This window comes from Curtobacterium pusillum, from assembly GCF_007680845.1.
Classification (GTDB): Bacteria; Actinomycetota; Actinomycetes; order Actinomycetales; family Microbacteriaceae; genus Curtobacterium; species Curtobacterium pusillum_B.
On record NZ_VEIY01000002.1, the window covers coordinates 237,724 to 260,777 of the forward strand.

Annotated in this window: 33 protein-coding genes; 1 reads left to right on the forward strand and 32 read right to left on the reverse strand. The window is 68.4% G+C overall.

Going from position 1 to position 23,054, the window contains the following annotated elements; translation table 11 throughout:
• Positions 1 to 29 precede the first annotated feature (29 nt).
• From FS825_RS05475 to FS825_RS05590, 24 genes are all read right to left on the reverse strand, one after another.
• Positions 30 to 620 (reverse strand): adenylate kinase, encoded by a 591-nt coding sequence (locus FS825_RS05475; RefSeq protein ID WP_144711472.1) that lies wholly within the window; start codon positions 618 to 620, stop codon positions 30 to 32.
• Positions 617 to 1,939: a preprotein translocase subunit SecY gene (gene secY, locus FS825_RS05480; protein ID WP_144711473.1), complete on the reverse strand. Its 1,323-nt coding sequence runs from the start codon at positions 1,937 to 1,939 to the stop codon at positions 617 to 619. The genes FS825_RS05475 and secY overlap by 4 nt, the downstream gene beginning before the upstream one ends.
• A gap of 147 nt (positions 1,940 to 2,086) precedes the next feature.
• Positions 2,087 to 2,551: a 50S ribosomal protein L15 gene (rplO, locus tag FS825_RS05485; RefSeq protein ID WP_144711474.1), complete on the reverse strand. Its 465-nt coding sequence runs from the start codon at positions 2,549 to 2,551 to the stop codon at positions 2,087 to 2,089.
• Positions 2,548 to 2,733: a 50S ribosomal protein L30 gene (gene rpmD / locus FS825_RS05490; RefSeq protein WP_022906355.1), complete on the reverse strand. Its 186-nt coding sequence runs from the start codon at positions 2,731 to 2,733 to the stop codon at positions 2,548 to 2,550. Before rpmD ends, rplO begins: the two co-directional genes overlap by 4 nt.
• On the reverse strand, positions 2,733 to 3,419 hold the full coding sequence (gene rpsE, locus FS825_RS05495; protein WP_092094204.1) for a 30S ribosomal protein S5: 687 nt from the start codon (positions 3,417 to 3,419) through the stop codon (positions 2,733 to 2,735). Before rpsE ends, rpmD begins: the two co-directional genes overlap by 1 nt.
• A 119-nt stretch (positions 3,420 to 3,538) precedes the next feature.
• Positions 3,539 to 3,910 (reverse strand): 50S ribosomal protein L18, encoded by a 372-nt coding sequence (gene rplR / locus FS825_RS05500; protein ID WP_092094206.1) that lies wholly within the window; start codon positions 3,908 to 3,910, stop codon positions 3,539 to 3,541.
• A 2-nt stretch (positions 3,911 to 3,912) separates the two neighbouring features.
• A complete protein-coding gene (gene rplF, locus FS825_RS05505) occupies positions 3,913 to 4,449 on the reverse strand; it encodes a 50S ribosomal protein L6 (protein WP_144711475.1) in 537 nt (178 codons plus the stop codon).
• Between the two features lie 6 nt (positions 4,450 to 4,455).
• Complete coding sequence (rpsH, locus tag FS825_RS05510) at positions 4,456 to 4,854, reverse strand: 30S ribosomal protein S8 (protein ID WP_111116939.1); 399 nt, start codon at positions 4,852 to 4,854, stop codon at positions 4,456 to 4,458.
• Between the two features lie 153 nt (positions 4,855 to 5,007).
• Positions 5,008 to 5,598 carry a 50S ribosomal protein L5 gene (gene rplE, locus FS825_RS05515; RefSeq protein WP_144711476.1) on the reverse strand — a complete coding sequence of 197 codons (591 nt, stop codon included), beginning with the start codon at positions 5,596 to 5,598 and terminating at the stop codon, positions 5,008 to 5,010.
• The gene (gene rplX, locus FS825_RS05520) at positions 5,598 to 5,957 is read right to left on the reverse strand and encodes a 50S ribosomal protein L24 (protein WP_144711477.1); all 360 of its coding nucleotides are present in this window, start codon (positions 5,955 to 5,957) and stop codon (positions 5,598 to 5,600) included. The genes rplE and rplX overlap by 1 nt, the downstream gene beginning before the upstream one ends.
• Before the next feature lie 3 nt (positions 5,958 to 5,960).
• Positions 5,961 to 6,329, reverse strand: coding sequence for a 50S ribosomal protein L14 (rplN, locus tag FS825_RS05525; protein ID WP_017885523.1), 369 nt, complete (start codon positions 6,327 to 6,329; stop codon positions 5,961 to 5,963).
• A gap of 31 nt (positions 6,330 to 6,360) precedes the next feature.
• Positions 6,361 to 6,645, reverse strand: coding sequence for a 30S ribosomal protein S17 (gene rpsQ, locus FS825_RS05530; protein WP_111116943.1), 285 nt, complete (start codon positions 6,643 to 6,645; stop codon positions 6,361 to 6,363).
• Positions 6,645 to 6,962, reverse strand: a complete 318-nt coding sequence (gene rpmC / locus FS825_RS05535) for a 50S ribosomal protein L29 (protein WP_111239706.1) — start codon at positions 6,960 to 6,962, stop codon at positions 6,645 to 6,647. Before rpmC ends, rpsQ begins: the two co-directional genes overlap by 1 nt.
• The gene (gene rplP, locus FS825_RS05540; protein WP_144711478.1) at positions 6,962 to 7,381 is read right to left on the reverse strand and encodes a 50S ribosomal protein L16; all 420 of its coding nucleotides are present in this window, start codon (positions 7,379 to 7,381) and stop codon (positions 6,962 to 6,964) included. Before rplP ends, rpmC begins: the two co-directional genes overlap by 1 nt.
• A gap of 2 nt (positions 7,382 to 7,383) precedes the next feature.
• Positions 7,384 to 8,193, reverse strand: a complete 810-nt coding sequence (rpsC, locus tag FS825_RS05545) for a 30S ribosomal protein S3 (protein ID WP_144711479.1) — start codon at positions 8,191 to 8,193, stop codon at positions 7,384 to 7,386.
• Positions 8,193 to 8,585: a 50S ribosomal protein L22 gene (rplV, locus tag FS825_RS05550; RefSeq protein ID WP_022906344.1), complete on the reverse strand. Its 393-nt coding sequence runs from the start codon at positions 8,583 to 8,585 to the stop codon at positions 8,193 to 8,195. The genes rpsC and rplV overlap by 1 nt, the downstream gene beginning before the upstream one ends.
• 25 nt (positions 8,586 to 8,610) lie before the next feature.
• Positions 8,611 to 8,892: a 30S ribosomal protein S19 gene (gene rpsS, locus FS825_RS05555; RefSeq protein WP_022906343.1), complete on the reverse strand. Its 282-nt coding sequence runs from the start codon at positions 8,890 to 8,892 to the stop codon at positions 8,611 to 8,613.
• An 11-nt stretch (positions 8,893 to 8,903) separates the two neighbouring features.
• Positions 8,904 to 9,743, reverse strand: a complete 840-nt coding sequence (gene rplB, locus FS825_RS05560) for a 50S ribosomal protein L2 (protein WP_058725379.1) — start codon at positions 9,741 to 9,743, stop codon at positions 8,904 to 8,906.
• 18 nt (positions 9,744 to 9,761) lie between these two features.
• Positions 9,762 to 10,061 carry a 50S ribosomal protein L23 gene (gene rplW / locus FS825_RS05565; protein ID WP_058742338.1) on the reverse strand — a complete coding sequence of 100 codons (300 nt, stop codon included), beginning with the start codon at positions 10,059 to 10,061 and terminating at the stop codon, positions 9,762 to 9,764.
• Positions 10,058 to 10,717, reverse strand: coding sequence for a 50S ribosomal protein L4 (gene rplD / locus FS825_RS05570; RefSeq protein WP_144711480.1), 660 nt, complete (start codon positions 10,715 to 10,717; stop codon positions 10,058 to 10,060). Before rplD ends, rplW begins: the two co-directional genes overlap by 4 nt.
• A gap of 2 nt (positions 10,718 to 10,719) precedes the next feature.
• Positions 10,720 to 11,373, reverse strand: a complete 654-nt coding sequence (gene rplC / locus FS825_RS05575) for a 50S ribosomal protein L3 (RefSeq protein ID WP_144711481.1) — start codon at positions 11,371 to 11,373, stop codon at positions 10,720 to 10,722.
• 13 nt (positions 11,374 to 11,386) lie between these two features.
• Entirely contained in the window at positions 11,387 to 11,695 is a 309-nt protein-coding gene (gene rpsJ, locus FS825_RS05580; RefSeq protein ID WP_022903286.1) for a 30S ribosomal protein S10, read from the reverse strand.
• A gap of 696 nt (positions 11,696 to 12,391) precedes the next feature.
• Complete coding sequence (locus FS825_RS05585; protein ID WP_186377086.1) at positions 12,392 to 13,201, reverse strand: DarT ssDNA thymidine ADP-ribosyltransferase family protein; 810 nt, start codon at positions 13,199 to 13,201, stop codon at positions 12,392 to 12,394.
• Positions 13,202 to 13,282: 81 nt separating this feature from the next.
• Positions 13,283 to 14,260 carry a DNA topoisomerase IB gene (locus FS825_RS05590; protein ID WP_144711483.1) on the reverse strand — a complete coding sequence of 326 codons (978 nt, stop codon included), beginning with the start codon at positions 14,258 to 14,260 and terminating at the stop codon, positions 13,283 to 13,285.
• Positions 14,261 to 14,485: 225 nt separating this feature from the next.
• Between FS825_RS05590 and FS825_RS05595 the strand changes: the two genes are divergently transcribed.
• Positions 14,486 to 15,082 carry a GNAT family N-acetyltransferase gene (locus tag FS825_RS05595; RefSeq protein WP_144711484.1) on the forward strand — a complete coding sequence of 199 codons (597 nt, stop codon included), beginning with the start codon at positions 14,486 to 14,488 and terminating at the stop codon, positions 15,080 to 15,082.
• Positions 15,083 to 15,148: 66 nt separating this feature from the next.
• On the opposite strand, the gene tuf is transcribed toward FS825_RS05595, so the two are convergent.
• The 8 genes from tuf to FS825_RS05635 form a co-directional block, all read right to left on the reverse strand.
• The gene (gene tuf, locus FS825_RS05600; RefSeq protein ID WP_144711485.1) at positions 15,149 to 16,336 is read right to left on the reverse strand and encodes an elongation factor Tu; all 1,188 of its coding nucleotides are present in this window, start codon (positions 16,334 to 16,336) and stop codon (positions 15,149 to 15,151) included.
• A gap of 146 nt (positions 16,337 to 16,482) precedes the next feature.
• Entirely contained in the window at positions 16,483 to 18,600 is a 2,118-nt protein-coding gene (fusA, locus tag FS825_RS05605) for an elongation factor G (RefSeq protein WP_144711486.1), read from the reverse strand.
• Between the two features lie 87 nt (positions 18,601 to 18,687).
• Entirely contained in the window at positions 18,688 to 19,158 is a 471-nt protein-coding gene (gene rpsG, locus FS825_RS05610; protein ID WP_058728452.1) for a 30S ribosomal protein S7, read from the reverse strand.
• Between the two features lie 4 nt (positions 19,159 to 19,162).
• On the reverse strand, positions 19,163 to 19,531 hold the full coding sequence (gene rpsL, locus FS825_RS05615; protein ID WP_071292552.1) for a 30S ribosomal protein S12: 369 nt from the start codon (positions 19,529 to 19,531) through the stop codon (positions 19,163 to 19,165).
• 356 nt (positions 19,532 to 19,887) lie between these two features.
• Entirely contained in the window at positions 19,888 to 21,024 is a 1,137-nt protein-coding gene (locus FS825_RS05620; RefSeq protein WP_144711487.1) for a hypothetical protein, read from the reverse strand.
• A gap of 35 nt (positions 21,025 to 21,059) precedes the next feature.
• Complete coding sequence (locus FS825_RS05625; protein WP_144711488.1) at positions 21,060 to 21,518, reverse strand: DUF6121 family protein; 459 nt, start codon at positions 21,516 to 21,518, stop codon at positions 21,060 to 21,062.
• Positions 21,519 to 21,541: 23 nt separating this feature from the next.
• Positions 21,542 to 22,171 carry a CBU_0592 family membrane protein gene (locus FS825_RS05630; protein WP_222126892.1) on the reverse strand — a complete coding sequence of 210 codons (630 nt, stop codon included), beginning with the start codon at positions 22,169 to 22,171 and terminating at the stop codon, positions 21,542 to 21,544.
• Positions 22,172 to 22,330: 159 nt separating this feature from the next.
• The gene (locus tag FS825_RS05635) at positions 22,331 to 23,053 is read right to left on the reverse strand and encodes a hypothetical protein (protein ID WP_144711490.1); all 723 of its coding nucleotides are present in this window, start codon (positions 23,051 to 23,053) and stop codon (positions 22,331 to 22,333) included.
• Position 23,054: the final 1 nt, after the last annotated feature.

The window sequence follows — 23,054 nt, forward strand, 5'->3', positions numbered from 1 at the left end:
GACGGCTTGCGGAAGCGTGCCACGCGGTGTCAGACGCCTGCGGTGAGCCCGCGGGCGGACAGCGCCGCCTGGATGCGGTCGCCCACCTCGTCGATGCCACCGAGACCGTCGACGTCGACCACGAGGCCGCGTTCGCCGTAGGCCGCCACGATCGGGGCGGTCTGCTCGGCGTACACCTGCTGGCGACGGCGGATGGTGTCCTCGTTGTCGTCGCTGCGGCCCTGCTCCTCGGCGCGCTTGAGGAGCCGACCGACGAGCTCGTCCTGGTCCGCGACGAGCTGGACGACCGCGTCGATGCCGGTGCCCTGCTCAGCCAGGAGCGCGTCGAGGTACTCGACCTGCCCGACCGTCCGGGGGTAGCCGTCGAGCAGGAAGCCCTGCTCGGCGTCCGGCTCCTGCAGGCGGGACTTCACGAGCTCGTTCGTCAGGGAGTCCGGGACGTAGTCGCCCGCGTCCATGATCGCCTTCGCCTGGACGCCGAGCGGGGTGCCGTCCGCGACGTTCTTGCGGAAGATGTCGCCCGTCGAGACGGCGGGGATCCCGAAGGCCTCGGCGATGCGGCCGGCCTGGGTGCCCTTCCCCGCCCCGGGGGGTCCGACGATGATGAGACGTGCGCTCAACGGAGAAGCCCTTCGTAGTGACGCTGCTGCAGCTGCGAGTCGATCTGCTTCACGGTCTCGAGGCCGACACCCACGATGATGAGGATGCTCGCGCCGCCGAACGGGAAGTTCTGGTTCGCGCCGAAGAAGGCCAGTGCGGCCAGCGGGATGAGCGCGATGAGACCGAGGTACAGGGAGCCGGGCAACGTCACCCGGGTCAGGACGTAGTCGAGGTACTCGGCCGTCGGTCGGCCCGCGCGGATGCCCGGGATGAAGCCGCCGTACTTCTTCATGTTGTCGGCGACCTCTTCGGGGTTGAAGGTGATCGCGACGTAGAAGTACGTGAAGCCGACGATGAGCAGGAAGTACAGGACCATGTAGAACCAGTTGTCACCCGAGGTCAGGTTGTTCTGGATCCAGGTCACCCACGCGGCGGGCTCGGTGCCGTCGGAGGGCTGGTTGAACTGCGCGACCAGGGCCGGCAGGTACAGCAGCGACGAGGCGAAGATGACGGGCACGACGCCGGCCATGTTCACCTTGATCGGGATGTACGTGTTGTTGCCGCCGTACGTCCGCCGTCCGACCATGCGCTTGGCGTACTGGACGGGGATGCGTCGTTGCGACTGCTCGACGAACACGACGGCCATCATGATGACCAGGCCGACGAGGATGACGAACAGGAACAGCTCGAAGCCGTTCGACTGCTCGATCGCCCAGAGGGCCGACGGGAACTGCGCCGCGATCGACGTGAAGATGAGCAGCGACATGCCGTTGCCGATGCCGCGCTCGGTGACGAGCTCGCCCATCCACATGATGAGGCCGGTGCCGGCGGTCAGCGTGACGACCATGAGCATGATCGCGTACCAGCTGTCGTTCGAGATGATCGACGAGCAGGAGGCCGAGGCGTTCGTGCCGAACAGGGCGCCGGAGCGGGCGACCGTGATCAGGGTGGTGGACTGCAGCACGCCCAGCGCGATGGTGAGGTAGCGCGTGTACTGCGTCAGCTTCGCCTGACCGGACTGCCCCTCCTTGTAGAGGGCGTCGAAGTGCGGGATGACCACGCGGAGCAGCTGCACGATGATCGACGACGTGATGTACGGCATGATGCCGAGCGCGAAGACCGAGAGCTTCAGCAGCGCGCCGCCGGAGAAGAGGTTGATGAGGTCGTAGAGACCCTGCTGCGACGAAGCGCTGGCGAGACAGGTCTGCACGGATGCGTAGTCGACGAACGGCGCGGGGATGTACGACCCCAGGCGGAACAGCGCGATGATCGCGAGGGTGAAGCCGATCTTCTTGCGAAGATCGGGGGTGCGCATGATGCGCGCGACCGCTCTGAACACGAGGACTCCGAACTTCTGGGACCGGCGGCCCGGAGAGGGGCCGTCACCGGTGTGGTCGGCAGGACCGACCTGGCCGGCGGACGCCGACCACTGTCAAGGAAACCGTAACGGCGGCCCGTGCGCAAACGCACGGGCCGCCGACGGGGGTTACTGGGAGACGGTGCCGCCAGCAGCCGCGATCTTCTCGGCGGCGGACGCCGAGACCTTGTCGACCGCGACCGTGATCTTCACGCTGATGTCACCCTGACCGAGAACCTTGACCTTCTCGTTCTTGCGGACGGCGCCCTTGGCGACCAGGTCCGCGACGGTGACGTCGCCACCGTTGGGGTAGAGCTCCGCGATCTTGTCCAGGTTCACGACCTGGTACTCGACGCGGAACGGGTTCTTGAACCCGCGGAGCTTCGGGGTGCGCATGTGCAGCGGCATCTGCCCACCCTCGAAGCCGACCTTGACCTGGTAACGAGCCTTCTGACCCTTGGTACCACGGCCGGCGGTCTTGCCCTTCGAGCCCTCACCACGACCGACGCGGGTGCGTGCCTTCTTGGCACCCGCAGCGGGGCGGAGGTGGTGCAGCTTCAGCACCTGCACGCGCTCGTTCTTCTCGTCGCTCATGCGTCGACCTCCTCGACCTTCACGAGGTGCGCGACCGTCGCGACGTACCCGCGGTTCTGGGCGTTGTCCTCACGCAGGACCGTACGGCCGATGCGCTTGAGACCCAGGCTGCGGAGCGTGTCGCGCTGGTACTGCTTCTCGCTGATTACGGACTTCGTCTGCGTGATCTTCAGCATCGCCATCACGCACCTGCCTTCTCGGACGCGGCACGCAGAGCAGCGGCCTCGGCCTGGAGCAGACGATCCGGGACGACCCGGTCGACGGGGAGACCGCGGCGGCTTGCGACCGCACGGGGCTCCTCGAGCTGCTGCAGCGCCGTGACGGTCGCGTGCACGATGTTGATCGTGTTCGACGAACCGAGCGACTTGCTCAGGACGTCGTGGATGCCGGCGCACTCGAGGACGGCGCGGACCGGACCACCGGCGATGACACCGGTACCGGCAGCGGCCGGACGGAGGAGCACGACACCGGCAGCGGCCTCACCCTGCACCGGGTGCGGGATGGTGTTGCCGACGCGGGGGACGCGGAAGAAGTTCTTCTTCGCTTCCTCGACACCCTTGGAGATGGCGGTCGGGACCTCGCGGGCCTTGCCGTAGCCGACGCCCACCAGACCGTTGCCGTCACCGACGACGACGAGCGCGGTGAAGCTGAAGCGACGACCACCCTTGACGACCTTGGAGACGCGGTTGATGGTCACGACGCGCTCGAGGAACTGGCTGTCGCCACCCCGGCCGTTGCGGTCGTTGCCACGGCCGCCACCCTGCTGACGGTCGCGTCCGCCACCACGGCGGCCACGGTTGTCGGCGGAGTCGCGGTTGTTCGATGCCGAACCGGCGGCGGTCTCGACGGGGCGCTCGACGACCGGCACCTCAGGCTCCTTGGCCGCGGGGGCCTTGGCGCTCGTGGACTCGGCGTCGGTGGTCGCCGTGGTGTCGGCGGCCTCGGTCGCCTCGACGTTGGCGTCTTCGTTCGTGTTCGCGATGTCGCTCACAGGTTCAGCCCTCCTTCACGGGCACCATCGGCGATCGCGGCGACGCGACCGGCGTACTTGCTACCACCGCGGTCGAAGACCACGGCCTCGACGCCGGCGGCCTTGGCGCGCTCCGCGAGGAGCTCGCCGACACGACGGGCCTTGGCCGTCTTGTCGCCGTCGAACGAACGGAGGTCGGCTTCCATCGTCGACGCGCTGGCCAGGGTGTGACCCTTGGCGTCGTCGATGACCTGCACGAACACGTGACGCGACGAGCGGGTGACGGCGAGACGCGGACGCGACTCGGTGCCGGTGATCTTCTTGCGGAGACGGTTGTGACGACGCGCCTTGGCGGCCGACTTGCTCTTGCCTCGGATTCCGATGGCCATGATCACTTACCTGACTTTCCGGCCTTGCGGCGCACGATCTCGCCCGCGTAGCGGACACCCTTGCCCTTGTAGGGCTCGGGCTTGCGCAGCTTGCGGATGTTGGCAGCCACCTCGCCGACGGCCTGCTTGTCGATGCCGGTCACGGTGAGCTTGTTGTTGCCCTCGACGGCGAAGCTGATGCCCGCCGGCGGCTCGACCGTGATCGGGTGGGAGTAGCCGAGCGCGAACTCGACGTTGTTGCCCTTGGCCTGCACGCGGTAACCGGTGCCGACGACCTCGAGGCCCTTGGAGTAGCCCTGCGTGACGCCCACGATGTTGTTGGCGATGAGGGTACGGGTGAGGCCGTGGAGCGCACGGGAGGTGCGCTCGTCGTCCGGGCGGGTGACGAGGACCTGGTTCTCCTCGAGCTTGGCCTGGATGGGCTCAGCGACGACGAGCGCGAGCTCGCCCTTCGGGCCCTTGACCGCCACGTTCTGGCCGTCGATGGAGACGGTCACGCCGGCGGGGATGTCGATGGGAAGACGTCCGATACGAGACATTGTCGGTCACCACACGTAGGCGAGGACTTCCCCACCCACGCCCTTCTGCTCGGCTTCGCGGTCGGTGAGCAGGCCCGAGGAGGTCGAGAGGATCGCCACGCCGAGGCCACCGAGGACCTGGGGGATCTCCGTCGACTTCGCGTAGACCCGGAGACCGGGCTTCGAGACGCGCTTGATGCCGGCGATCGAGCGTTCGCGCTCGGGGCCGTACTTGAGGTCGATCGTGAGGGTCTGGCCCACGCGGGCGTCCTCGATCTTCCACTCGCTGATGTAGCCCTCGCGCTTGAGGATCTCAGCGATGTTCTTCTTCAGCTTCGAGCTGGGAAGCGAGACGTCGTCGTGGTGCGCCGAGTTCGCGTTCCGCAATCTGGTCAGCATGTCTGCGACCGGATCGGTCATCGTCATGATGGTCGTCCATTCTTCGCCTGGTTTCGACACCCGTTCCACGAATGCCGACCTGAGCGATCGGGTGATCCCGGGGCGAATCCCCTGGATCGGTGTGATCGTGCGTGCGGGCCGGAGGACGTGAATCCTCCGGCCCGCACCGCCCGAGATATCTTAGACCGTCTGCTCGGCAGAACGGAACGGGAACCCGAGCTGCTTGAGCAGCGCGCGGCCCTCGTCGTCCGACTTCGCGGTGGTCACGACGGTGATGTCGAAGCCACGCACGCGGTCGATGCGGTCCTGGTCGATCTCGTGGAACACGGACTGCTCCGTGAGACCGAACGTGTAGTTGCCGTTCCCGTCGAACTGCTTGTCGCTGAGACCGCGGAAGTCGCGGATGCGGGGCAGGGCGAGGGTCACGAGCCGGTCGATGAACTCCCAGGCACGGTCACCGCGGAGGGTGACGTGCGCACCGATGGCCTGGCCCTCGCGCAGCTTGAACTGCGCGATGGACTTGCGGGCCTTGGTGACCTGGGGCTTCTGACCCGTGATCGCCGTGAGGTCCTTGATGGCCCCCTCGATGATCTTCGAGTCACGAGCCGCCTCACCGACGCCGGTGTTCACGACGACCTTGACCAGGCCGGGGACCTGGTTGACGTTCGCGTACCCGAACTGCTCGGTGAGGGCAGCCTTGATCTCGTTCTTGTACTTCTGCTTGAGGCGCGGCTCGACCTTGGTCGCCGGCGCGGCAGTCGTGTCGGTCATCAGAGCTTCTCACCAGACTTCTTGGCGTAGCGGACGCGGACGGTCTTCTTGACCCCGTCCTTCTCCACCTCTTCGTTGCGGAAACCGACGCGGGTCGGCTTCTTGGTCTTCGGGTCGACGAGCGCGACGTTCGAGACGTGGATCGGGGCCTCGTGCTGCTCGATGCCACCGGTCTTCGAGCCGCGCTGCGTCTGGCCGACGCGGACGTGCTTCGTGACGAAGTTCACGCCCTCGACGACGACGCGGTTCTTCTCGCGGAGGACCTCGATGACCTTGCCCTGCTTGCCGCGGTCGCCGCCGCGCTCCTGCTTGGCACCCGTGATGACCTGGACGAGGTCACCCTTCTTGATGTTCGCCATGGCTTACAGCACCTCCGGCGCGAGCGAGATGATCTTCATGAACTTCTTGTCACGGAGCTCGCGACCGACCGGACCGAAGATGCGCGTGCCGCGCGGGTCGCCGTCAGCCTTGAGGATCACTGCCGCGTTCTCGTCGAACTTGATGTAGGAGCCGTCCTGACGACGGGTCTCCTTCTTGGTGCGAACGATGACCGCCTTGACGACGTCACCCTTCTTCACGTTGCCGCCGGGGATGGCGTCCTTCACCGTGGCGACGATGACGTCACCGAGACCGGCGTAGCGACGACCCGAGCCACCGAGCACGCGGATGGTCAAGATCTCCTTGGCACCCGTGTTGTCGGCGACCTTGAGGCGGGATTCCTGCTGGATCACTGCTGTCTCCTATTCCGAAGTAGGCCAGGGCCTACTTGGCCTTCTCGAGGATCTCGACCAGGCGCCAGCGCTTGGAGGCGCTGAGGGGACGGGTCTCGCTGATCACGACGAGGTCGCCGACACCAGCGGTGCCGAGCTCGTCGTGGGCCTTCACCTTGGACGTGCGGCGGATGATCTTGCCGTAGAGCGCGTGCTTCACGCGGTCCTCGACCTCGACCACGATGGTCTTGTCCATCTTGTCGCTCGTCACGTAGCCGCGACGCGTCTTGCGGTAGCCGCGAGCGGAGGCGGCGGAGTTCTTCTCTTCGTTCGCCATCAGTTCTCCTCGGCGGTCTCGGCCTCGGTCGACTCGGCCGGCTTGTCAGCCTTCTTCGTCTTCTTGGCCTTGGTGGCGGTCTCGACGGGAGCGGGCGTGGCACGGATGCCGAGCTCGCGCTCGCGGAGGACGGTGTAGATACGGGCGATGTCGCGCTTGACGGCACGGAGACGACCGTGGCTCTCCAGCTGGCCGGTGGCCGACTGGAAGCGGAGGTTGAAGAGCTCCTCCTTGGCCTTCTTGAGCTCGTCAGCAAGACGCTCGTTCTCGAACGTGTCGAGCTCCGTCGGACGGAGCTCCTTGGAACCGATCGCCATTATGCGTCGCCCTCCTCGCGCTTGATGATGCGTGCCTTGAGGGGCAGCTTGTGGATTGCACGGGTCAGCGCCTCACGGGCGATGTCCTCGGTGACGCCGGAGAGCTCGAAGAGCACACGACCCGGCTTGACGTTGGCGACCCACCACTCGGGGGAGCCCTTACCGGAACCCATGCGGGTCTCGGCCGGCTTCTTCGTGAGCGGACGGTCCGGGTAGATGTTGATCCACACCTTGCCGCCACGCTTGATGTGACGCGTCATGGCGATACGAGCGGACTCGATCTGACGGTTGGTCACGTAGGCGGGGGTCAGTGCCTGGATACCGAAGTCACCGAACGACACCTTGGTGCCACCGGTGGCCTGGCCTGAGCGCTTCGGGTGGTGCTGCTTGCGGTGCTTGACTCGACGGGGAATAAGCATGGTTACGCCTCAACTCCTGCGCCGGCCGGCGCGTCCTGCGGGGCCTGCTGCTGACGGCCACCGCGGTCGCCGCCACGACGGTCGCCGCCACGGTCCCCACGCTCACCGCGCGGGCCGCCACGACGCTCCGGGCGCGACGAACGCTGGTTCGCCTGCTCGCGAGCGAGCTCCTTGTTCGTGATGTCGCCCTTGTAGATCCAGACCTTCACGCCGATGCGGCCGAACGTGGTCCGGGCCTCGTAGAAGCCGTAGTCGATGTTCGCGCGGAGCGTGTGCAGGGGCACGCGGCCCTCGCGGTAGAACTCCGAGCGCGACATCTCGGCGCCGCCGAGACGACCCGACACCTGGATGCGGACACCCTTGGCGCCGGCGCGCTGAGCACCCTGCAGGCCCTTGCGCATGGCGCGACGGAACGCGACACGAGCGGAGAGCTGCTCGGCGATGCCCTGCGCGACGAGCTGGGCCTCGGTCTCGGGGTTCTTGACCTCGAGGATGTTGAGCTGGATCTGCTTCTTCGTGAGCTTCTCGAGCTCGCTCCGGACGCGCTCCGCCTCGGCGCCGCGGCGACCGATGACGATGCCGGGGCGTGCCGTGTGGATGTCCACGCGGACGCGGTCACGGGTGCGCTCGAGCTCGATGCGGGCGACGCCGGCGCGGTCGAGGGTCTTCTTCAGGTACTCGCGCACCTTGATGTCCTCGGCCACGTAGTCGGCGTAGCGCTGACCGGGCTTCGTGCTGTCGGTGAACCAGTGCGAGACGTGGTCCGTCGTGATCCCGAGACGGAAGCCGTACGGGTTGACCTTCTGGCCCATTACTTGCTCGCCTTCTTGCTCGTCGCGGCAGCCTCGACCTCATCCGGCGTCGCGAGGACGACCGTGATGTGGCTGGTGCGCTTGTTGATGCGGAAGGCGCGGCCCTGGGCGCGCGGCTGGAACCGCTTCAGGGTCGTACCCTCGTCGACGAAGACGCGGCTCACGTAGAGGTCGCGCTCGTCGAGGAAGCTGTTCGTCGAGTCCGCCTTGACCCGTGCGTTCGCGATCGCCGAGGCGACCAGCTTGTACACGGGCTCCGAAGCGCCCTGGGGGGCGAACTTCAGGATGGCGAGGGCCTCGTGGGCCTGCTTGCCGCGGATCAGCTCGATGACGCGACGGGCCTTCTGAGGCGTGACGCGGATGTGTCGCACGCGTGCGATCGACTCCACCATTTCGTTCCTCCTCTGCGTCGCCGCGCTAGCGGCGACGGCCCTTCTTGTCGTCCTTCACGTGACCACGGAAGGTGCGGGTCGGCGCGAACTCGCCGAGCTTGTGACCGACCATCGACTCGGTGACGAACACCGGGATGTGCTTGCGGCCGTCGTGCACGGCGATCGTGTGCCCGAGCATGTTCGGGATGATCATCGAGCGACGCGACCAGGTACGGATCACGTTCTTGGTGTTGGCCTCGTTCTGCGTGACGACCTTGCGGAGCAGGTGCTCGTCGACGAAGGGGCCCTTCTTCAGACTGCGTGGCATCTTCTGAACTCCTACTTGCGCTTCTTGCCGGCGTTACGGCGACGGACGATGAGCTTGTCGCTCGGCTTGTTCGGCTTGCGCGTACGACCCTCGGCCTGGCCCCAGGGGCTGACCGGGTGACGACCACCGGACGTCTTGCCCTCACCACCACCGTGCGGGTGGTCGACCGGGTTCATCGCGACACCACGGACGGTCGGGCGGACGCCCTTCCAGCGCATGCGGCCGGCCTTGCCCCAGTTGATGTTCGACTGCTCGGCGTTGCCGACCTCGCCGATCGTGGCGCGGCAGCGGGCGTCGACGTTGCGGACCTCGCCCGACGGCAGACGGAGCTGCGCGTAGGGGCCGTCCTTGGCGACGAGGCGGACCGAGGCACCGGCGGAGCGGGCCATCTTCGCGCCGCCACCGGGGCGGAGCTCGATCGCGTGCACGACGGTACCGACCGGGATGTTGCGCAGCGGCAGGTTGTTGCCGGGCTTGATGTCGGCGCCGGGACCCTGCTCGACGACGTCGCCCTGCTTCAGCTTGTTCGGCGCGATGATGTAGCGCTTCGTGCCGTCCACGTAGTGCAGGAGCGCGATGCGCGCGGTGCGGTTCGGGTCGTACTCGATGTGTGCGACCTTGGCGTCCACGCCGTCCTTGTCGTGACGACGGAAGTCGATCACGCGGTACTGGCGCTTGTGGCCACCACCGATGTGACGGGTGGTGATGCGGCCCGAGCTGTTGCGGCCACCGGTCTTCGGCAGCGGACGAAGCAGTGACTTCTCCGGCGTCGAACGGGTGATCTCAGCGAAGTCGGCGACCGACGAGCCGCGACGACCAGGGGTCGTCGGCTTGTAGTTACGAATAGCCATGATTTATCCCTCTGGTCCTCAGCCGACAGCCGTGAAGATGTCGATCGAACCGGACTTGAGCGTCACGATGGCACGCTTGGTGTCCTTGCGCTTGCCCAGGCCGAACTTGGTGCGGCGGGTCTTGCCCGGACGGTTCAGCGTGTTGATGCTGGCGACCTTGACGTCGAAGATCTTCTCGATGGCGAGCTTGATCTCGGTCTTGTTCGAGCGGGGGTCCACGATGAACGTGTACTTGCCCTGGTCGATCAGGCCGTAGCTCTTCTCCGAGACGACCGGCGAGATGATGATGTCGCGCGGGTCCTTGTTGAAGCCGCTCATGCGGAGATCTCCTTCGCGGTCTTCGACGCGATGAAGGCGTCGAGTGCGCTCTTGCTGAAGACGAGCGCGTCAGCCTTGAGCACGTCGTAGGCGTTGAGCTGGCCGTACGAGAGCGCGTGGACGTTCGGCAGGTTGCGGATCGACTTGAGCGTGATCTCGTCGTCCTGCTCGAGCACGACGAGCACGTGCTTGACGGGCGCGACCTTCTCGAGGAGCGTGCGGGCGGTCTTGGTCGACGGCAGCTCGGCCGGGACGAAGCCCTCCACAGCGGAGATGCGGCCACCGCGGGCGCGGTCCGAGAGCGAGCCGAGCAGCGCAGCGGCGATCATCTTCTTCGGGGTGCGCTGCGAGTAGTCGCGCGGGGTCGGTCCGTGGACGACGCCACCACCGGTGTGCTCAGGAGCGCGGACCGAACCCTGACGGGCGCGGCCGGTGCCCTTCTGCTTGAACGGCTTGCGACCGGCACCGCGGACTTCGCCGCGGTTCTTGGTCTTGTGGGTGCCCTGACGCGCGGCGGCGAGCTGCGCGGTGACGACCTGGTGGATCAGCGGGACGTTGGTCTCGACGTCGAAGAGCTCAGCGGGGAGCTCGACCGTGCCGGACTTGGTGCCCGATGCGTCGAGGACGTCGATCGTGGTTGCGGTCGTGGTGGCCATGATCACTTACCCTTCACGGCGGTGCGGACGAAGACGGAGCGACCGCGAGCACCGGGGACGGCGCCCTTGACGAGCAGCAGACCCTTCTCGGCGTCGACGGCGTGCACCGTGAGGTTGAGGACGGTCACGCGCTCGCCACCCATGCGGCCGGCCATGCGCATGCCCTTGAAGACGCGCGACGGCGTCGACGAGGCACCGATGGAACCGGGCTTGCGGTGGTTGCGGTGCGAACCGTGGGACGCGGAGACGCCGGCGAAGCCGTGGCGCTTCATGACACCCGCGAAGCCCTTGCCCTTGGACGTGCCGACGACGTCGACCTTCTGGCCCGCCTCGAACGTGTCGACGGTGAGCTCCTGGCCGAGGGTGTAGTCAGCGGAGTCGTTGGTGCGGATCTCCGTGAGGGTGCGGCGCGGGGTGACCCCGGCGGCCTCGAAGTGACCAGCGGCCGGCTTGTTGACCTTGCGCGGGTCGATGGCACCGGCGGCGATCTGGATCGCCTCGTAGCCGTCGCGCTCGACGTTGCGGATCTGGGTGACCACGTTCGGGCCGACCTCGATCACGGTCACGGGGATGAACTTGTTGTTCTCGTCCCAGACCTGGGTCATCCCGAGCTTCTTGCCGAGGAGGCCCTTGACGGACTTGGTTGAATTCGCCATCAGTCCAGCCCCCTTACAGCTTGATCTCGATGTTGACGTCGGCCGGCAGGTCGAGTCGCATGAGCGAGTCCACGGCCTTCGGCGTCGGGTCGACGATGTCGATGACCCGCTTGTGCGTGCGCTTCTCGAAGTGCTCGCGCGAGTCCTTGTACTTGTGGGGAGAACGGATCACGGTGACCACGTTCTTCTCGGTGGGGAGCGGCACCGGGCCGACCACGGTCGCACCGGCACGGGTCACCGTGTCGACGATCTTCCGGGCCGACGTGTCGATGACCTCGTGGTCGTACGACTTGAGCCGGATGCGGATCTTCTGTCCCGCCATGTGTCTCTTTGTCCTCTCTGCGCCGCGCACCCTCGGGCCGCCTGACGCCGCCGCCACCGTGCATTCCTGCACGGCTTGGCTGTTTTCCTGAACCAACCGGCCGCATCCGCTGGGGATGACCGCTGTTCTCCTGTCAACCGCGCGGGGCGACCGGGGCCGTCCAGCGTGGGCATGTCGTCTCCCCACGTCCGGACACAGCTGTGGCCGAGCGCTTGCGAGGAGTCGAACGTGTTCTGCTGCCTGCGGCCCAACCCAGCCATGCTGAACACGGGGGTTGTGCACTGCCAGAGCAGTGATCCTGCGAGCGCGAGCGCCCGCGGAATTCGGAACCGGACAAGTCTCGCATAGGCACGCCATCCGTGCAACCCGGGCGTGTCGCGATTCCGTGGCGTGTCGGGATCGGCTCGCTTCCCCGGAACGGCGGGGATCGACGGACTGGAGGCGCGGCTCGTCCCCGGCGGCCACGTCGCCTCCGCAGGCCCTCCGGGCAGCCACCGCGGACCTCCCCCGCCGACCTCCCCCGCCCCCTCCCCGGCCGAGCGGGCAGGACACGCCGTCGGCGGGACGCCGAGCGGGCAGAACCCGCCGCCCGAGGGACCCGAGCGGGACGCAAAGTGCCCGCTCGGCGAGGCCGAGCGGGCACCGGGCGGGCACCGAGCGGGCGCCGCGCGGGCCCGGCGGCGCCGGGCGCGCGGGCTACTCCGCGGGGACCGGGGGGACGAACCACGGCGGGAAGACCGCCACCCGCGGCGCGTGTCCGCCGTGGTCCTTGAGGACCGCCTTGACGCTCTGGCGGACCCGGTCGTTCGGCACGCCGATCACGGCGACGGCGGAGAACGGCACGCTCGGCCCGGCGAGCAGCTCGAGGCCGAGCATCTCCGGGTCGGTGAAGTCCGTGCGGCGGATGAGGTTCGTCGCGGCGTCGGGGCCGACGGCGAACCGGGCGTCCTCGGCCTCGGCGTCCTGGTCGGCGACGATCACCGACGCCCCGAACGCCGAGACGGGGACCACGAGCATCACGTACTCGGTCGCGCGGGTGCGGCGCGCGGCGTCGGACCAGCGCTCCCCCTCGGCGCCGGTGCGGAGTTCGTCCCAGCGCGTGGCGTCGGGCGACAGGGTGAACGGCACGTGCGAGGAGACGGGCGAACCGTCCGGCGCGGTGGCTTCGGCGCGGGCGGCCCGGACCTCGGCCGATGCGACGTCGACGACCGGCGTGACCGCGTCGGACGCGAGGATGGCGCCGGAGCCCACGATGTCGTCGAGGTTGTCCACGTGCGTGACGTGGTGCGCACGCAGCGAGGCGAAGTCACGCGCTTCGGGCAGGTCGGGCACCGGGGACCGCAGCGAGGACGCGGGCGCCGCCGCCTGGCCGGGGACGGTCCGGAGCGAGGTGGTGATCCGCGTCCGCCGGGGTGTGGGTGTGGGGATCTCCGACGCCGCACGCTGGCGCGGGGCGCAGATGTCGCAGAGTTCGGTCTCGAATCCGTGGATGCACTCGTCAGTCACGACTGGTGTGGGTCCTTCCGTGCCCGTGTGGGGGTGGTCGGGCACGAGGTCCAACGGTACGTCATCCCGGCCCCTTCCAGGTCACTGTCGGTAGAGGAGGGCACGGACCTCGGACTCGGCGGCGTGGATCCGTGCGGGGTCGATGGTCTCGCCGTGGTCGTACGCGTCGAGCAACCGCGGGTCGATGTAGCTCTGCCGGCAGACGGTCGGGGTGTTCCCGAGCTCCTCGCTGGCGGCCTTCACCGCGTGCGACACCGCCTTCCGCCGCTTCGCCTGGGACGACTGCGGTCCGGTCCGGGCGAGGTCGACAGCGGCCGCGACGGTGCCGTGCAGGGTCCGGAAGTCCTTCGCCGTGAACTCGTCCCCGGCGCGCTCCTTGACGTAGGCGTTGATGTCCTCGGCGGAGAGCGGCTCCCACTCGGCGCCGCGCCGTTCCCGGAAGGAGAGCAGCCGGGCGTTCGGTCCGCGCCGCTTCATGCCGGCGATCACCGTCGCGAGGTCGGGGTCGTGGATCGACGACGACCACTCCTGCCCGCTCTTGCCGGGGAAGTCGAGCTCGATTTCGTCCCCGGAGACGTGGGCGTGCGCGCACAGCAGCGTCGAGAGCCCCCGGCTGCCGTGCTCGGTCGCGTAGCGCTCCGAGCCGACCCGCAGCGACCCCTGGTCGAGCATCCGGAACGCCGCGGCGAGCGCCCGCTGCCGGTCCGGCTCCGGCCGTCGCAGGTCCATGGTCACGCCGCGTCGGGCGACCGGCAGGGACTCGGCGAGAGCGAGCGCGCGGTCGTACTTGATCCGGTCCATCCGCTCGCGCCAGCCCGGGTGGTACATGTACTGCCGGCGACCGGCGCCGTCGATGCCGGTCGCGAGGATGTGCCCGTTGTCGTACGGCGAGATCCAGACGTCGTCCCACGCGGGCGGGATGACGAGGTCCTCGAGCCGCTGCCGGACCGCGGGGTCCGACACGGTGGTCCCGTCCGGGGCCCGGTAGGAGAACCCGCGTCCGCTGCGGACGCGGTGGTAGCCGCGACCGTTGGTCGCGGAGCGGCGGAGGCGTGTCACGTCACCGATGCAACTCGCCACCGCCTGTGACCGGTCCCGTCCGTCAGCAGGTCACGCTCGGCGACGTCGTCCATACGGGCCGACACGGCCCCCTCGGCCCGTCCAGGCGCCCTACGGCAGCGGGAGCACCCGTTCCGGCGAGGAAGCCCTCTCGCTCGCGCACGGGACGACGTACGCTGCCGGTGTCCGTGGCACCAGCGGACCCCGCGAATCGGAGCCGAGCGTATGGACGAACACGACACCGCGGCGGACGATCACACCGTCCGGCCGCTCGACGCATCGACCTGGGACGCCTTCGTCGAGACCTGCGCCACCAGCGGCGGGTACCCGAGCGGGTGTCACTGCATCGGCATGCACGAGGAGGGCCCGACCCGCGACGCCGCGTGCAACCGCGAACGGAAGCACGCCCGCGTCCTCGCCGGGACCACACACGCCGCGCTCGTGTTCGCGGGCGACCGCTGCGTGGGCTGGTGTCAGTTCGGGCCGGTGAGCGAGATCGTCCGGATCAAGAACCGGCGCGCCTACGACGTCACGCAGACCGGGGAACCGCCGCAGTGGCGGATCGGCTGCAACTACGTCCGCGCCGGCCACCGACGGCGGGGGGTTGCGACGCGCGCCCTCGGCGGAGCGCTCGAGCTCATCGCCGCGAGCGGCGGCGGACGCGTGGAGGGCTACCCCGAACCGGCCGGAGCCGTCCCCGCGGGGTTCCTGTTCCACGGGGCGCTGTCGACCTTCGAGCGGCTCGGCTTCACCCGGGACCGGCTGATCGGCAAGCACCGGTGGGTGGTGACCCGGACGGTGGAAGCGAGCTCCACGCCCTGACCCCGGGAACACGAAAGCGGGGCCGGACCCGAAGGCCCGACCCCGCTTGCACGCAGGTAACCGGAGTTACTTGACGATCTCCTCGACCGTACCAGCGCCGACCGTGCGGCCACCCTCACGGATGGCGAAACGGAGGCCCGGCTCCATGGCGATCGGCTGGATCAGCTCGACGGCCATCGAAACGGTGTCGCCGGGCATGACCATCTCGGTGCCCTCGGGCAGCGTGATGACACCGGTGACGTCGGTGGTGCGGAAGTAGAACTGCGGACGGTAGTTCGCGTAGAACGGGTTGTGACGCCCGCCCTCTTCCTTGGTCAGGATGTACGCGTTCGCCTTGAACTCGGTGTGCGGCGTGACCGAACCCGGCTTCACGACGACCTGGCCGCGCTCCACGTCCTCGCGCTTGAGGCCACGGATGAGCAGACCGGTGTTGTCACCAGCCTCGGCCTTGTCGAGCAGCTTGCGGAACATCTCGATGCCCGTGACCGTGGTCTTCTGCGTCGGGCGGATGCCGACGATCTCGACCTCGGAGTTGAGGTCGAGCGTGCCACGCTCGACACGACCGGTGACGACGGTGCCACGACCGGTGATCGTGAAGACGTCCTCGATCGGCATCAGGAAGGGCTGGTCGGTGGCGCGCACCGGGTCCGGAACGGACTCGTCGACGGCGGCCATCAGGTCCTGGACGGACTTGACCCACTTCTCGTCGCCCTCGAGCGCCTTGAGCGCCGAGACCTGCACGACGGGGGCGTCCTCGTCGAACTCCTGCGAGCCGAGCAGCTCGCGGACCTCGAGCTCGACGAGCTCCAGGATCTCCTCGTCGTCCACCATGTCGGACTTGTTCAGCGCGACGACGATGTACGGCACGCCGACCTGGCGGGCGAGCAGCACGTGCTCACGCGTCTGGGGCATCGGGCCGTCGGTGGCGGCGACCACGAGGATCGCGCCGTCCATCTGTGCCGCACCCGTGATCATGTTCTTCACGTAGTCAGCGTGACCAGGAGCGTCGACGTGCGCGTAGTGGCGCTTCTCGGTCTGGTACTCGACGTGCGAGATGTTGATCGTGATGCCGCGCTCGCGCTCTTCGGGAGCGTTGTCGATCTGCGCGAAGTCACGGGCCTCGTTGAGGTCCGGGTACTGGTCGTGCAGAACCTTGGTGATCGCCGCCGTGAGCGTGGTCTTGCCGTGGTCGACGTGACCGATGGTTCCGATGTTGACGTGCGGCTTGGTGCGCTCGAACTTGGCCTTGGCCACTGGGGTCCTCCTCAGGACTGAAGAAGCGACACCCCCGGCCGGCCCTTTGTGGGCACGGATCGTTGGTGCGCGGTGTGTGTCTTTACTGTACTTGGTGGCGAGGGGCCCGTCGCCGGGCGCCCCCGCCTGTGGAGAACGCCGGAGCGTTACTCCCCGGTGTTCTTCGCGATGATCTCCTCGGCGACCTTGGCCGGGACCTGGCTGTAGGTCTCGAAGGTCATCGAGTAGACGGCACGACCGGAGGTCTTCGAACGAAGGTCACCGACGTAGCCGAACATCTCGGACAGCGGCACGCTCGCGCGGACCACCTTGACGCCCGAGGCGTCCTCCATCGAGGCGATCTGGCCACGACGGGAGTTGAGGTCACCGATGACGTCGCCCATGTACTCCTCCGGAGTACGGACCTCGACGGCCATGATCGGCTCGAGGATGGCGGGACCGGCCTTGCGGGCCGCTTCCTTGTAGGCGATGGAACCGGCGATCTTGAACGCCATCTCGGACGAGTCGACGTCGTGCGCCGCACCGTCCTTGAGGGTGGCGCGGACGCCGACGGTCGGGTACCCGGCGAGGATGCCGACCTGCATGGCGTCCTGGATACCGGCGTCGACCGACGGGATGTACTCGCGCGGGACACGGCCACCCGAGGTCGCGTTGACGAACTCGTAGACCTTCTCGCTCGTGACCTCCATCGGCTCGAGCGCGATCTGCACCTTCGCGAACTGACCGGAGCCACCGGTCTGCTTCTTGTGGGTGTAGTCGTAGCGCTCGACGACCTTGGTCAGCGTCTCGCGGTAGGCCACCTGGGGCTTGCCGACGCTGGCCTCGACGTGGAACTCGCGCTTCATCCGGTCGACGAGGATGTCGAGGTGGAGCTCGCCCATGCCCTTGATCGTCGTCTGACCGGTCTCGGCGTTGAGCTCGACGCGGAACGTCGGGTCCTCTTCGGCGAGCTTCTGGATGGCCGTGGAGAGCTTCTCCTGGTCGGCCTTCGTGTTCGGCTCGATCGCGACCTCGATCACGGGCTCCGGGAAGGTCATCGACTCGAGGACGACCGGGTTCTGCGGGTCGCAGAGGGTGTCGCCCGTGGTCGTGTCCTTGAGACCGATGACCGCGTAGATGTGCCCGGCGGTCACGTTGCCGACCGGGTTCTCCTTGTTGGAGTGCATCTGGAAGATCTTGCCGATGCGCTCCTTCTTGCCCTTGGTCGAGTTGATGACCTGTGCACCGGACTCGATGGAGCCGGAGTACACGCGAACGTAGGTGAGGCGACCGAAGAACGGGTGCACCGCGACCTTGAACGCGAGGGCGGAGAACGGCTCGGAGGCATCCGGCTTGCGGATGATCTCCTTCTCTTCGTCCTTGACGTCGTGGCCGATCATCGGCGGCACGTCGAGCGGGGACGGGAGGTAGTCGACGACCGCGTCGAGCATCGGCTGGACGCCGCGGTTCTTGAACGCGGAGCCGCAGAGGATCGGGTAGAGCGTGCTGCTCACCGTGAGGGCACGGATCGCGGCCTTGATCTCGGCGACCGAGAAGTCGGTGTCACCGTCGAGGTAGCGCTCCATGAGGACGTCGTCCGCCTCGGCCACGCGCTCGATGAGCTTCTCGCGGTACTCGGCGGCACGGTCGGCCAGGTCGGCCGGGATCTCCTCGATGGTGTACTTCGCACCCATCTCGACGTCACCCTTGGCGTCGCCGCGCCAGGTCAGTGCACGCATCTCGACCAGGTCGACGACGCCCTCGAAGGAGCTCTCGGAACCGATCGGCAGCTGGAGCACGAGGGGCTCGGCGCCGAGGCGGTTCACGATGGTGTCGACCGTGTAGTAGAAGTCCGCGCCGAGCTTGTCCATCTTGTTGACGAAGCAGATGCGGGGGACGTCGTACTTGTCCGCCTGACGCCAGACGGTCTCGGACTGGGGCTCGACGCCCTCCTTGCCGTCGAAGACGGCGACCGCACCGTCGAGGACGCGGAGCGAGCGCTCCACCTCGACCGTGAAGTCCACGTGACCGGGAGTGTCGATGATGTTGATCTGGTTGTTGTCCCAGAAGCAGGTCGTCGCGGCCGACGTGATCGTGATGCCGCGCTCCTGCTCCTGCGCCATCCAGTCCATCGTCGCGGCGCCGTCGTGGACCTCACCGATCTTGTGCGTGATGCCCGTGTAGAACAGGATGCGCTCGGTCGTCGTGGTCTTGCCGGCATCGATGTGCGCCATGATGCCGATGTTGCGGACCTTGTTCAGGTCGGTGAGCACGTCCTGTGCCACAGGTTCCTCCGGAAGAGTTGTAGGAGAGGTTGGCGTCCGTCCGGGCGCCAGCGGTTCATGACCACCGGCGCCCGGACGGTGCCGGGACTACCAGCGGTAGTGGGCGAAGGCCTTGTTCGACTCGGCCATCTTGTGCGTGTCTTCACGGCGCTTGACCGCGGCGCCGAGACCGTTCGACGCGTCGAGGATCTCGTTCATGAGACGCTCGGTCATCGTCTTCTCGCGACGGGCCTTGGCGTACGAGGTCAGCCAGCGGAGCGCGAGGGTGTTCGCGCGGTGCGGCTTGACCTCGACCGGGACCTGGTAGGTCGAGCCACCGACGCGGCGGCTGCGGACCTCGAGGGTCGGACGGACGTTGTCGAGCGCCTTCTTGAGCGTCGCGACGGCGTCCTGCTGGTTCTTGGCGGAAACGCCTTCGAGTGCGTCGTAGACGATGCGCTCGGCGAGGCCCTTCTTGCCGTCCAGCAGGATCTTGTTCACGAGCTGGGAGACGATCGGCGCGCCGTAGACCGGGTCTGCGACGACGGGACGCTTGGGGGCGGGACCCTTACGAGGCATTGGCTCAACCCTTCTTCGCGCCGTAGCGGCTACGCGCCTGCTTACGGTTCTTCACGGCCTGCGTGTCGAGCGCGCCGCGGATGATCTTGTAGCGGACACCGGGGAGGTCCTTCACACGACCGCCGCGCACGAGCACCATCGAGTGCTCCTGGAGGTTGTGGCCCTCACCGGGGATGTAGGCCGTGACCTCGGTACCGTTCGAGAGCTTCACACGAGCGACCTTGCGCAGGGCGGAGTTCGGCTTCTTCGGGGTGGTGGTGTAGACGCGGGTGCACACACCACGCTGCTGGGGGTTCGCCTTCAGGGCGGGCGCCTTGGTCTTGGTGACCTTCGGCGAACGACCCTTGCGAACGAGCTGCTGAATAGTAGGCAACTGTTCTCCTGGTCCTGCTCGTGTTCTCTGGCCGACGCGGACCGCCGGCTTCCTCATCCCACGCTGATCACCGCCTGACGGCGAGTGGTGAGTGGGGGATGGAGGCCGGTCGACCGTCGGTCGGACCGGCTCTTTCGGGCGCGCACGAGGGCGCACACCCGGAAGAGACTACCTGCGTCACACGGCGAAATCAATCCGGGCGCGTCGCCCTGGAGGCGCGTGCCGACCGCCCTGGGCGAACACGCGCCCGGTGGGTGGTCGCGTTCGGCGCGGGGCGCACCGCCGGGCCAGTCCTGCGGAGCCGCGCCGCGCCTCCAGACCGGCCGTGGACCGTACCGGTGCGGACGCGAGCCGGGTCAGGAACCGGTGTCCGAGGAGCCGTTGCCGACCGCTGAGCGGAACTGCGCGCCCGCGTCGGTGAACCCGGTGACGTACCCGCTCGCGTTGACGTTGATCGGACCGGCCGAGGCCGTCCCGACGCCGCCTGGTCCGGAGATGTCGGCCGTGAAGGTCGCGCTGCCGGGCGTCGTCGTCGTGACCAGCCAGCCGTTCGACAGCCAGTCGCCCACCGCGACCGAGGGGCGGGCGTCGAGCGTCCACTTCTGGTTCGTGTAGGTGTACGAGGAGTCCTGCCCGTAGGCGTAGAAGCTGCAGCCCGCCGGCTCGGCGTCGGTCGACGCGATGCAGCCGTCCACCCACGCGTCCACCGCGCCCTTCGCGGACTGCTCCCCCGCGGCGGTGAGCTTCGTCGTCATCGACACCGGGCTCGAGGCCGAGCCGCCGAACCCGGCCACCGTCGCCGTCGTCGCGTCCGCCGAGTACCACTTGCCGCCGTCCACCGCGACGTCGTACGTGCCGGGGAGCGCCGTGAGCGTGACCGTGCCGTCCTTCGAGGTGGTCGTCGACTGCCCGCCGACCTCCACCGTCGCGCCGGCCGGACCGCGCACGCTGACGTCGACCGCACCGAGTCGGGGTGCCTCGAGCTCCCACACCGGGAACACGCCCCAGTCGGTGCCCGTCTTGTCGAGCGTGAACGTCGAGGAGACGTCGCGCCCGCCCTGGCGCAGGTACGCCGTCACCGTCGCGGTGTCGCCGTCGTCGCGGGTGGCCGCGATGCGGTACCCCGTGACCCGGCTGGTCGCCTTGGCGTACGCGGCGTCCGTCAGCAGCACGTCGTCCTTGTCGTGGTCGATGCCGGCGGACTCCAAGGCTGCGTCGACGCGTCCGGCCGTCAGGTCGTCGAGGAACGCGCGCACCGGGCGGTCGGCGGAGTGCGAGGCCGTCCCGACCGAGTACCCGACCACGCCCGCGACGAGCAGCAGCACGACCGCCGCACCGCCCGCGATGATCCCGACGAGGGCGCCGCGGCGGAGCTTCTTCCGCGGAGCCGCCGGTGCCGCGGCGCCCGTCGTCGCGGGAGCCCCGCGCTCCCCGCTGATCGAGTCGACGTCGGGGACGGACCCCCACCCGTCGGCCTGGTGCTGCTCGGTCATCGGTCCCCCGTCGTCCTGTGGTGCTCCCGGAAACACTACCGCCGGACACCGTCGTCGCCGGGTGCGGACGGCACCTGTGGAGACTTCGCCTGGTGCCGCGCCGCCGCGATCCCGCCGACCACGCAGAGCAGTGCGACGACCACCGAGCCCACCACGAACGGACCGAGCGCGTACCCGGCCGGGAACACCACGAGCTCCGTCAGGTCGGAGCGGACCAGGCTGTAGCCGACCGACCCCACGCCGAGCATCACCAGGTAGGCGGTCGCCGCGGCGACGAGGCCCGTGACGCCGGGGTTGCCCTCGCGGGCGCCGACTGCGGTCGCGAGGAACACGACGACCGCTCCGCCGAGCACCATCGCGGGGCCCAGGTAGGGGGTCGCGTCGGGCTGGGAGATGACCTCGACGTCGGCGAGCAGGGCCTCGAAGCCCGTCACGGCGATGACGAGCGCGATGAAGAGGATCGACGTCATCGTCGCGATCAACCACCGGGACATGCGGTGATCGTATCGCTGGGCGCTCAGGCGGGGGTCGAGTCGGCGTGGTGCGGCTGGTCGGCGTGGGTCGCCTGGTCGGCCTGGCCCGCGTGGCTCGCCTGGTCGGCATGGGTCGCCGGGTCGGCTTGGCTCGCCTGGTCGGCCTGCTCTCGGGCTGCCGCCACCAGTGCGAGGGCGATGGTCGCGGTGATCACCGGGATGGACTCGGTCATCGGAGCGGCCGCCGTGGGTGCACCGGAGACCGACTGGAGGCGCGGGGCTGCGTCCGACTGTTCGGTCGCCTCCGGCCCGGTCGGCTCCGGCTCGTGGTCGCGCAGTGCTGGACCGATCACCGGGAGGACCGCCGTGGTCGCCGCCGGCTCGGTGTGGAGCACCGGCTGCACCGTCGCCGGGCCGCCCCGTCGCTCGGCCCGACGGGCCTTCGCCATCCGGACGAGCACGACCACCGCGACGATTGCCCAGATGCCGTTCACGATGGTCGACGGGATCGCGTGGTGCGCTGCGACGTTGATCGCGACGGCCAGGCCGCCGACGAGGTTGAAGAGCTGGTACAGCGGGCCGTTCGGGAGCTTGCCCATCGAGAAGAGCAGGTAACCAGCGAGGACGGTCACGGCTCCGATCCAGCCGAGGAACTCCACGATTCCAGACAACACGCGCGACTCCGGGCACGACGAGAACGGCCGGTTTCGCCGGCCGTTCGAGAGGGGGACGAGCTGCCGCGGGTGCGGGCTCGTGAGCATCGTAGGCACACCGGCGGGTGCCGGGGAAGTGGGGGCGGCGTGGCGCGGTGCGCCCCGTTCGGGAGGGAGTCGTCAGCCCTTCGAGGCCGATTGCTCCGCCTGCGTCGCGGACACGTCCTGCAGCACGTAGATGAAGCCACTCAGCGTCCATGTCGTCGGCCCGGCGGTGGTTCCGGTGTCGGAGCCGGTGGAGGACGAGGAGGACGACACGATCGACGAGACGAGGAACAGGCGCTTCCCGTTCTGCACCGCCTTCATGTACGTGATCGCCTGCTCGAACGAGCCCTTCACGCCGACCGAGACCGGCACCGCCGAGAAGTTCGCGCTCGTGATCGCTGGGTTCGTCCTCGCTGCCGGTGCAGACGGCGTGCTCGGGCTCGCCGACGGGCTCGGCGTCGCAGTGGCGGACGGGCTCGACGACGACGTGCTCTCCGTGGCGCTCTGCGGGGGCGTGTACGCCTGCGCGTCCGAAGTCGTCAGGGACGAGATGGTCACCCCGCTCGCCCCGGCGAAGTCGTAGAGCTCCTTGTAGAAGGCCGACTGGTCCAACGACGACGGGATCGATCCCTCGAGCACCGCGAGCTGGGCCTTCTGCTGTGGGAGCGACTCGTTCTCCTCCCGCAGCTGGGCGATGCGGCGCTGCGCGGTCGCGTTGTTCGCCTCAGCGGTCGCACGCTGCTCGTCGCTGCTGTGCGCGCTCGCGAGCTGCGGCTGGACACCGAGGAACAGGCCACCGAGCGCGACGAGCACGCTGGACATGACCGCGACGAGCAGCAGGAGACGGTTGCGCGACACG

Bases quoted from the DNA above. Each gene is read 5' to 3' on its own strand.
- rplO (WP_144711474.1), bottom strand. From the start codon at position 2,551: ATGAGCGACGAGAAGAACGAGCGCGTGCAGGTGCTGAAGCTGCACCAC.
- rpmD (WP_022906355.1), bottom strand. From the start codon at position 2,733: ATGGCGATGCTGAAGATCACGCAGACGAAGTCCGTAATCAGCGAGAAG.
- rplR (WP_092094206.1), bottom strand. From the start codon at position 3,910: ATGGCCATCGGAATCCGAGGCAAGAGCAAGTCGGCCGCCAAGGCGCGT.
- rplF (WP_144711475.1), bottom strand. From the start codon at position 4,449: ATGTCTCGTATCGGACGTCTTCCCATCGACATCCCCGCCGGCGTGACC.
- rpsH (WP_111116939.1), bottom strand. From the start codon at position 4,854: ATGACGATGACCGATCCGGTCGCAGACATGCTGACCAGATTGCGGAAC.
- rplE (WP_144711476.1), bottom strand. From the start codon at position 5,598: ATGACCGACACGACTGCCGCGCCGGCGACCAAGGTCGAGCCGCGCCTC.
- rplX (WP_144711477.1), bottom strand. From the start codon at position 5,957: ATGGCGAACATCAAGAAGGGTGACCTCGTCCAGGTCATCACGGGTGCC.
- rpsQ (WP_111116943.1), bottom strand. From the start codon at position 6,645: ATGGCGAACGAAGAGAAGAACTCCGCCGCCTCCGCTCGCGGCTACCGC.
- rpmC (WP_111239706.1), bottom strand. From the start codon at position 6,962: ATGGCGATCGGTTCCAAGGAGCTCCGTCCGACGGAGCTCGACACGTTC.
- rplP (WP_144711478.1), bottom strand. From the start codon at position 7,381: ATGCTTATTCCCCGTCGAGTCAAGCACCGCAAGCAGCACCACCCGAAG.
- rpsC (WP_144711479.1), bottom strand. From the start codon at position 8,193: ATGGGCCAGAAGGTCAACCCGTACGGCTTCCGTCTCGGGATCACGACG.
- rplV (WP_022906344.1), bottom strand. From the start codon at position 8,585: ATGGTGGAGTCGATCGCACGCGTGCGACACATCCGCGTCACGCCTCAG.
- rpsS (WP_022906343.1), bottom strand. From the start codon at position 8,892: ATGCCACGCAGTCTGAAGAAGGGCCCCTTCGTCGACGAGCACCTGCTC.
- rplB (WP_058725379.1), bottom strand. From the start codon at position 9,743: ATGGCTATTCGTAACTACAAGCCGACGACCCCTGGTCGTCGCGGCTCG.
- rplW (WP_058742338.1), bottom strand. From the start codon at position 10,061: ATGAGCGGCTTCAACAAGGACCCGCGCGACATCATCATCTCGCCGGTC.
- rplD (WP_144711480.1), bottom strand. From the start codon at position 10,717: ATGGCCACCACGACCGCAACCACGATCGACGTCCTCGACGCATCGGGC.
- rplC (WP_144711481.1), bottom strand. From the start codon at position 11,373: ATGGCGAATTCAACCAAGTCCGTCAAGGGCCTCCTCGGCAAGAAGCTC.
- rpsJ (WP_022903286.1), bottom strand. From the start codon at position 11,695: ATGGCGGGACAGAAGATCCGCATCCGGCTCAAGTCGTACGACCACGAG.
- FS825_RS05595 (WP_144711484.1), top strand. From the start codon at position 14,486: ATGGACGAACACGACACCGCGGCGGACGATCACACCGTCCGGCCGCTC.
- rpsG (WP_058728452.1), bottom strand. From the start codon at position 19,158: ATGCCTCGTAAGGGTCCCGCCCCCAAGCGTCCCGTCGTCGCAGACCCG.
- FS825_RS05620 (WP_144711487.1), bottom strand. From the start codon at position 21,024: ATGACCGAGCAGCACCAGGCCGACGGGTGGGGGTCCGTCCCCGACGTC.
- FS825_RS05625 (WP_144711488.1), bottom strand. From the start codon at position 21,518: ATGTCCCGGTGGTTGATCGCGACGATGACGTCGATCCTCTTCATCGCG.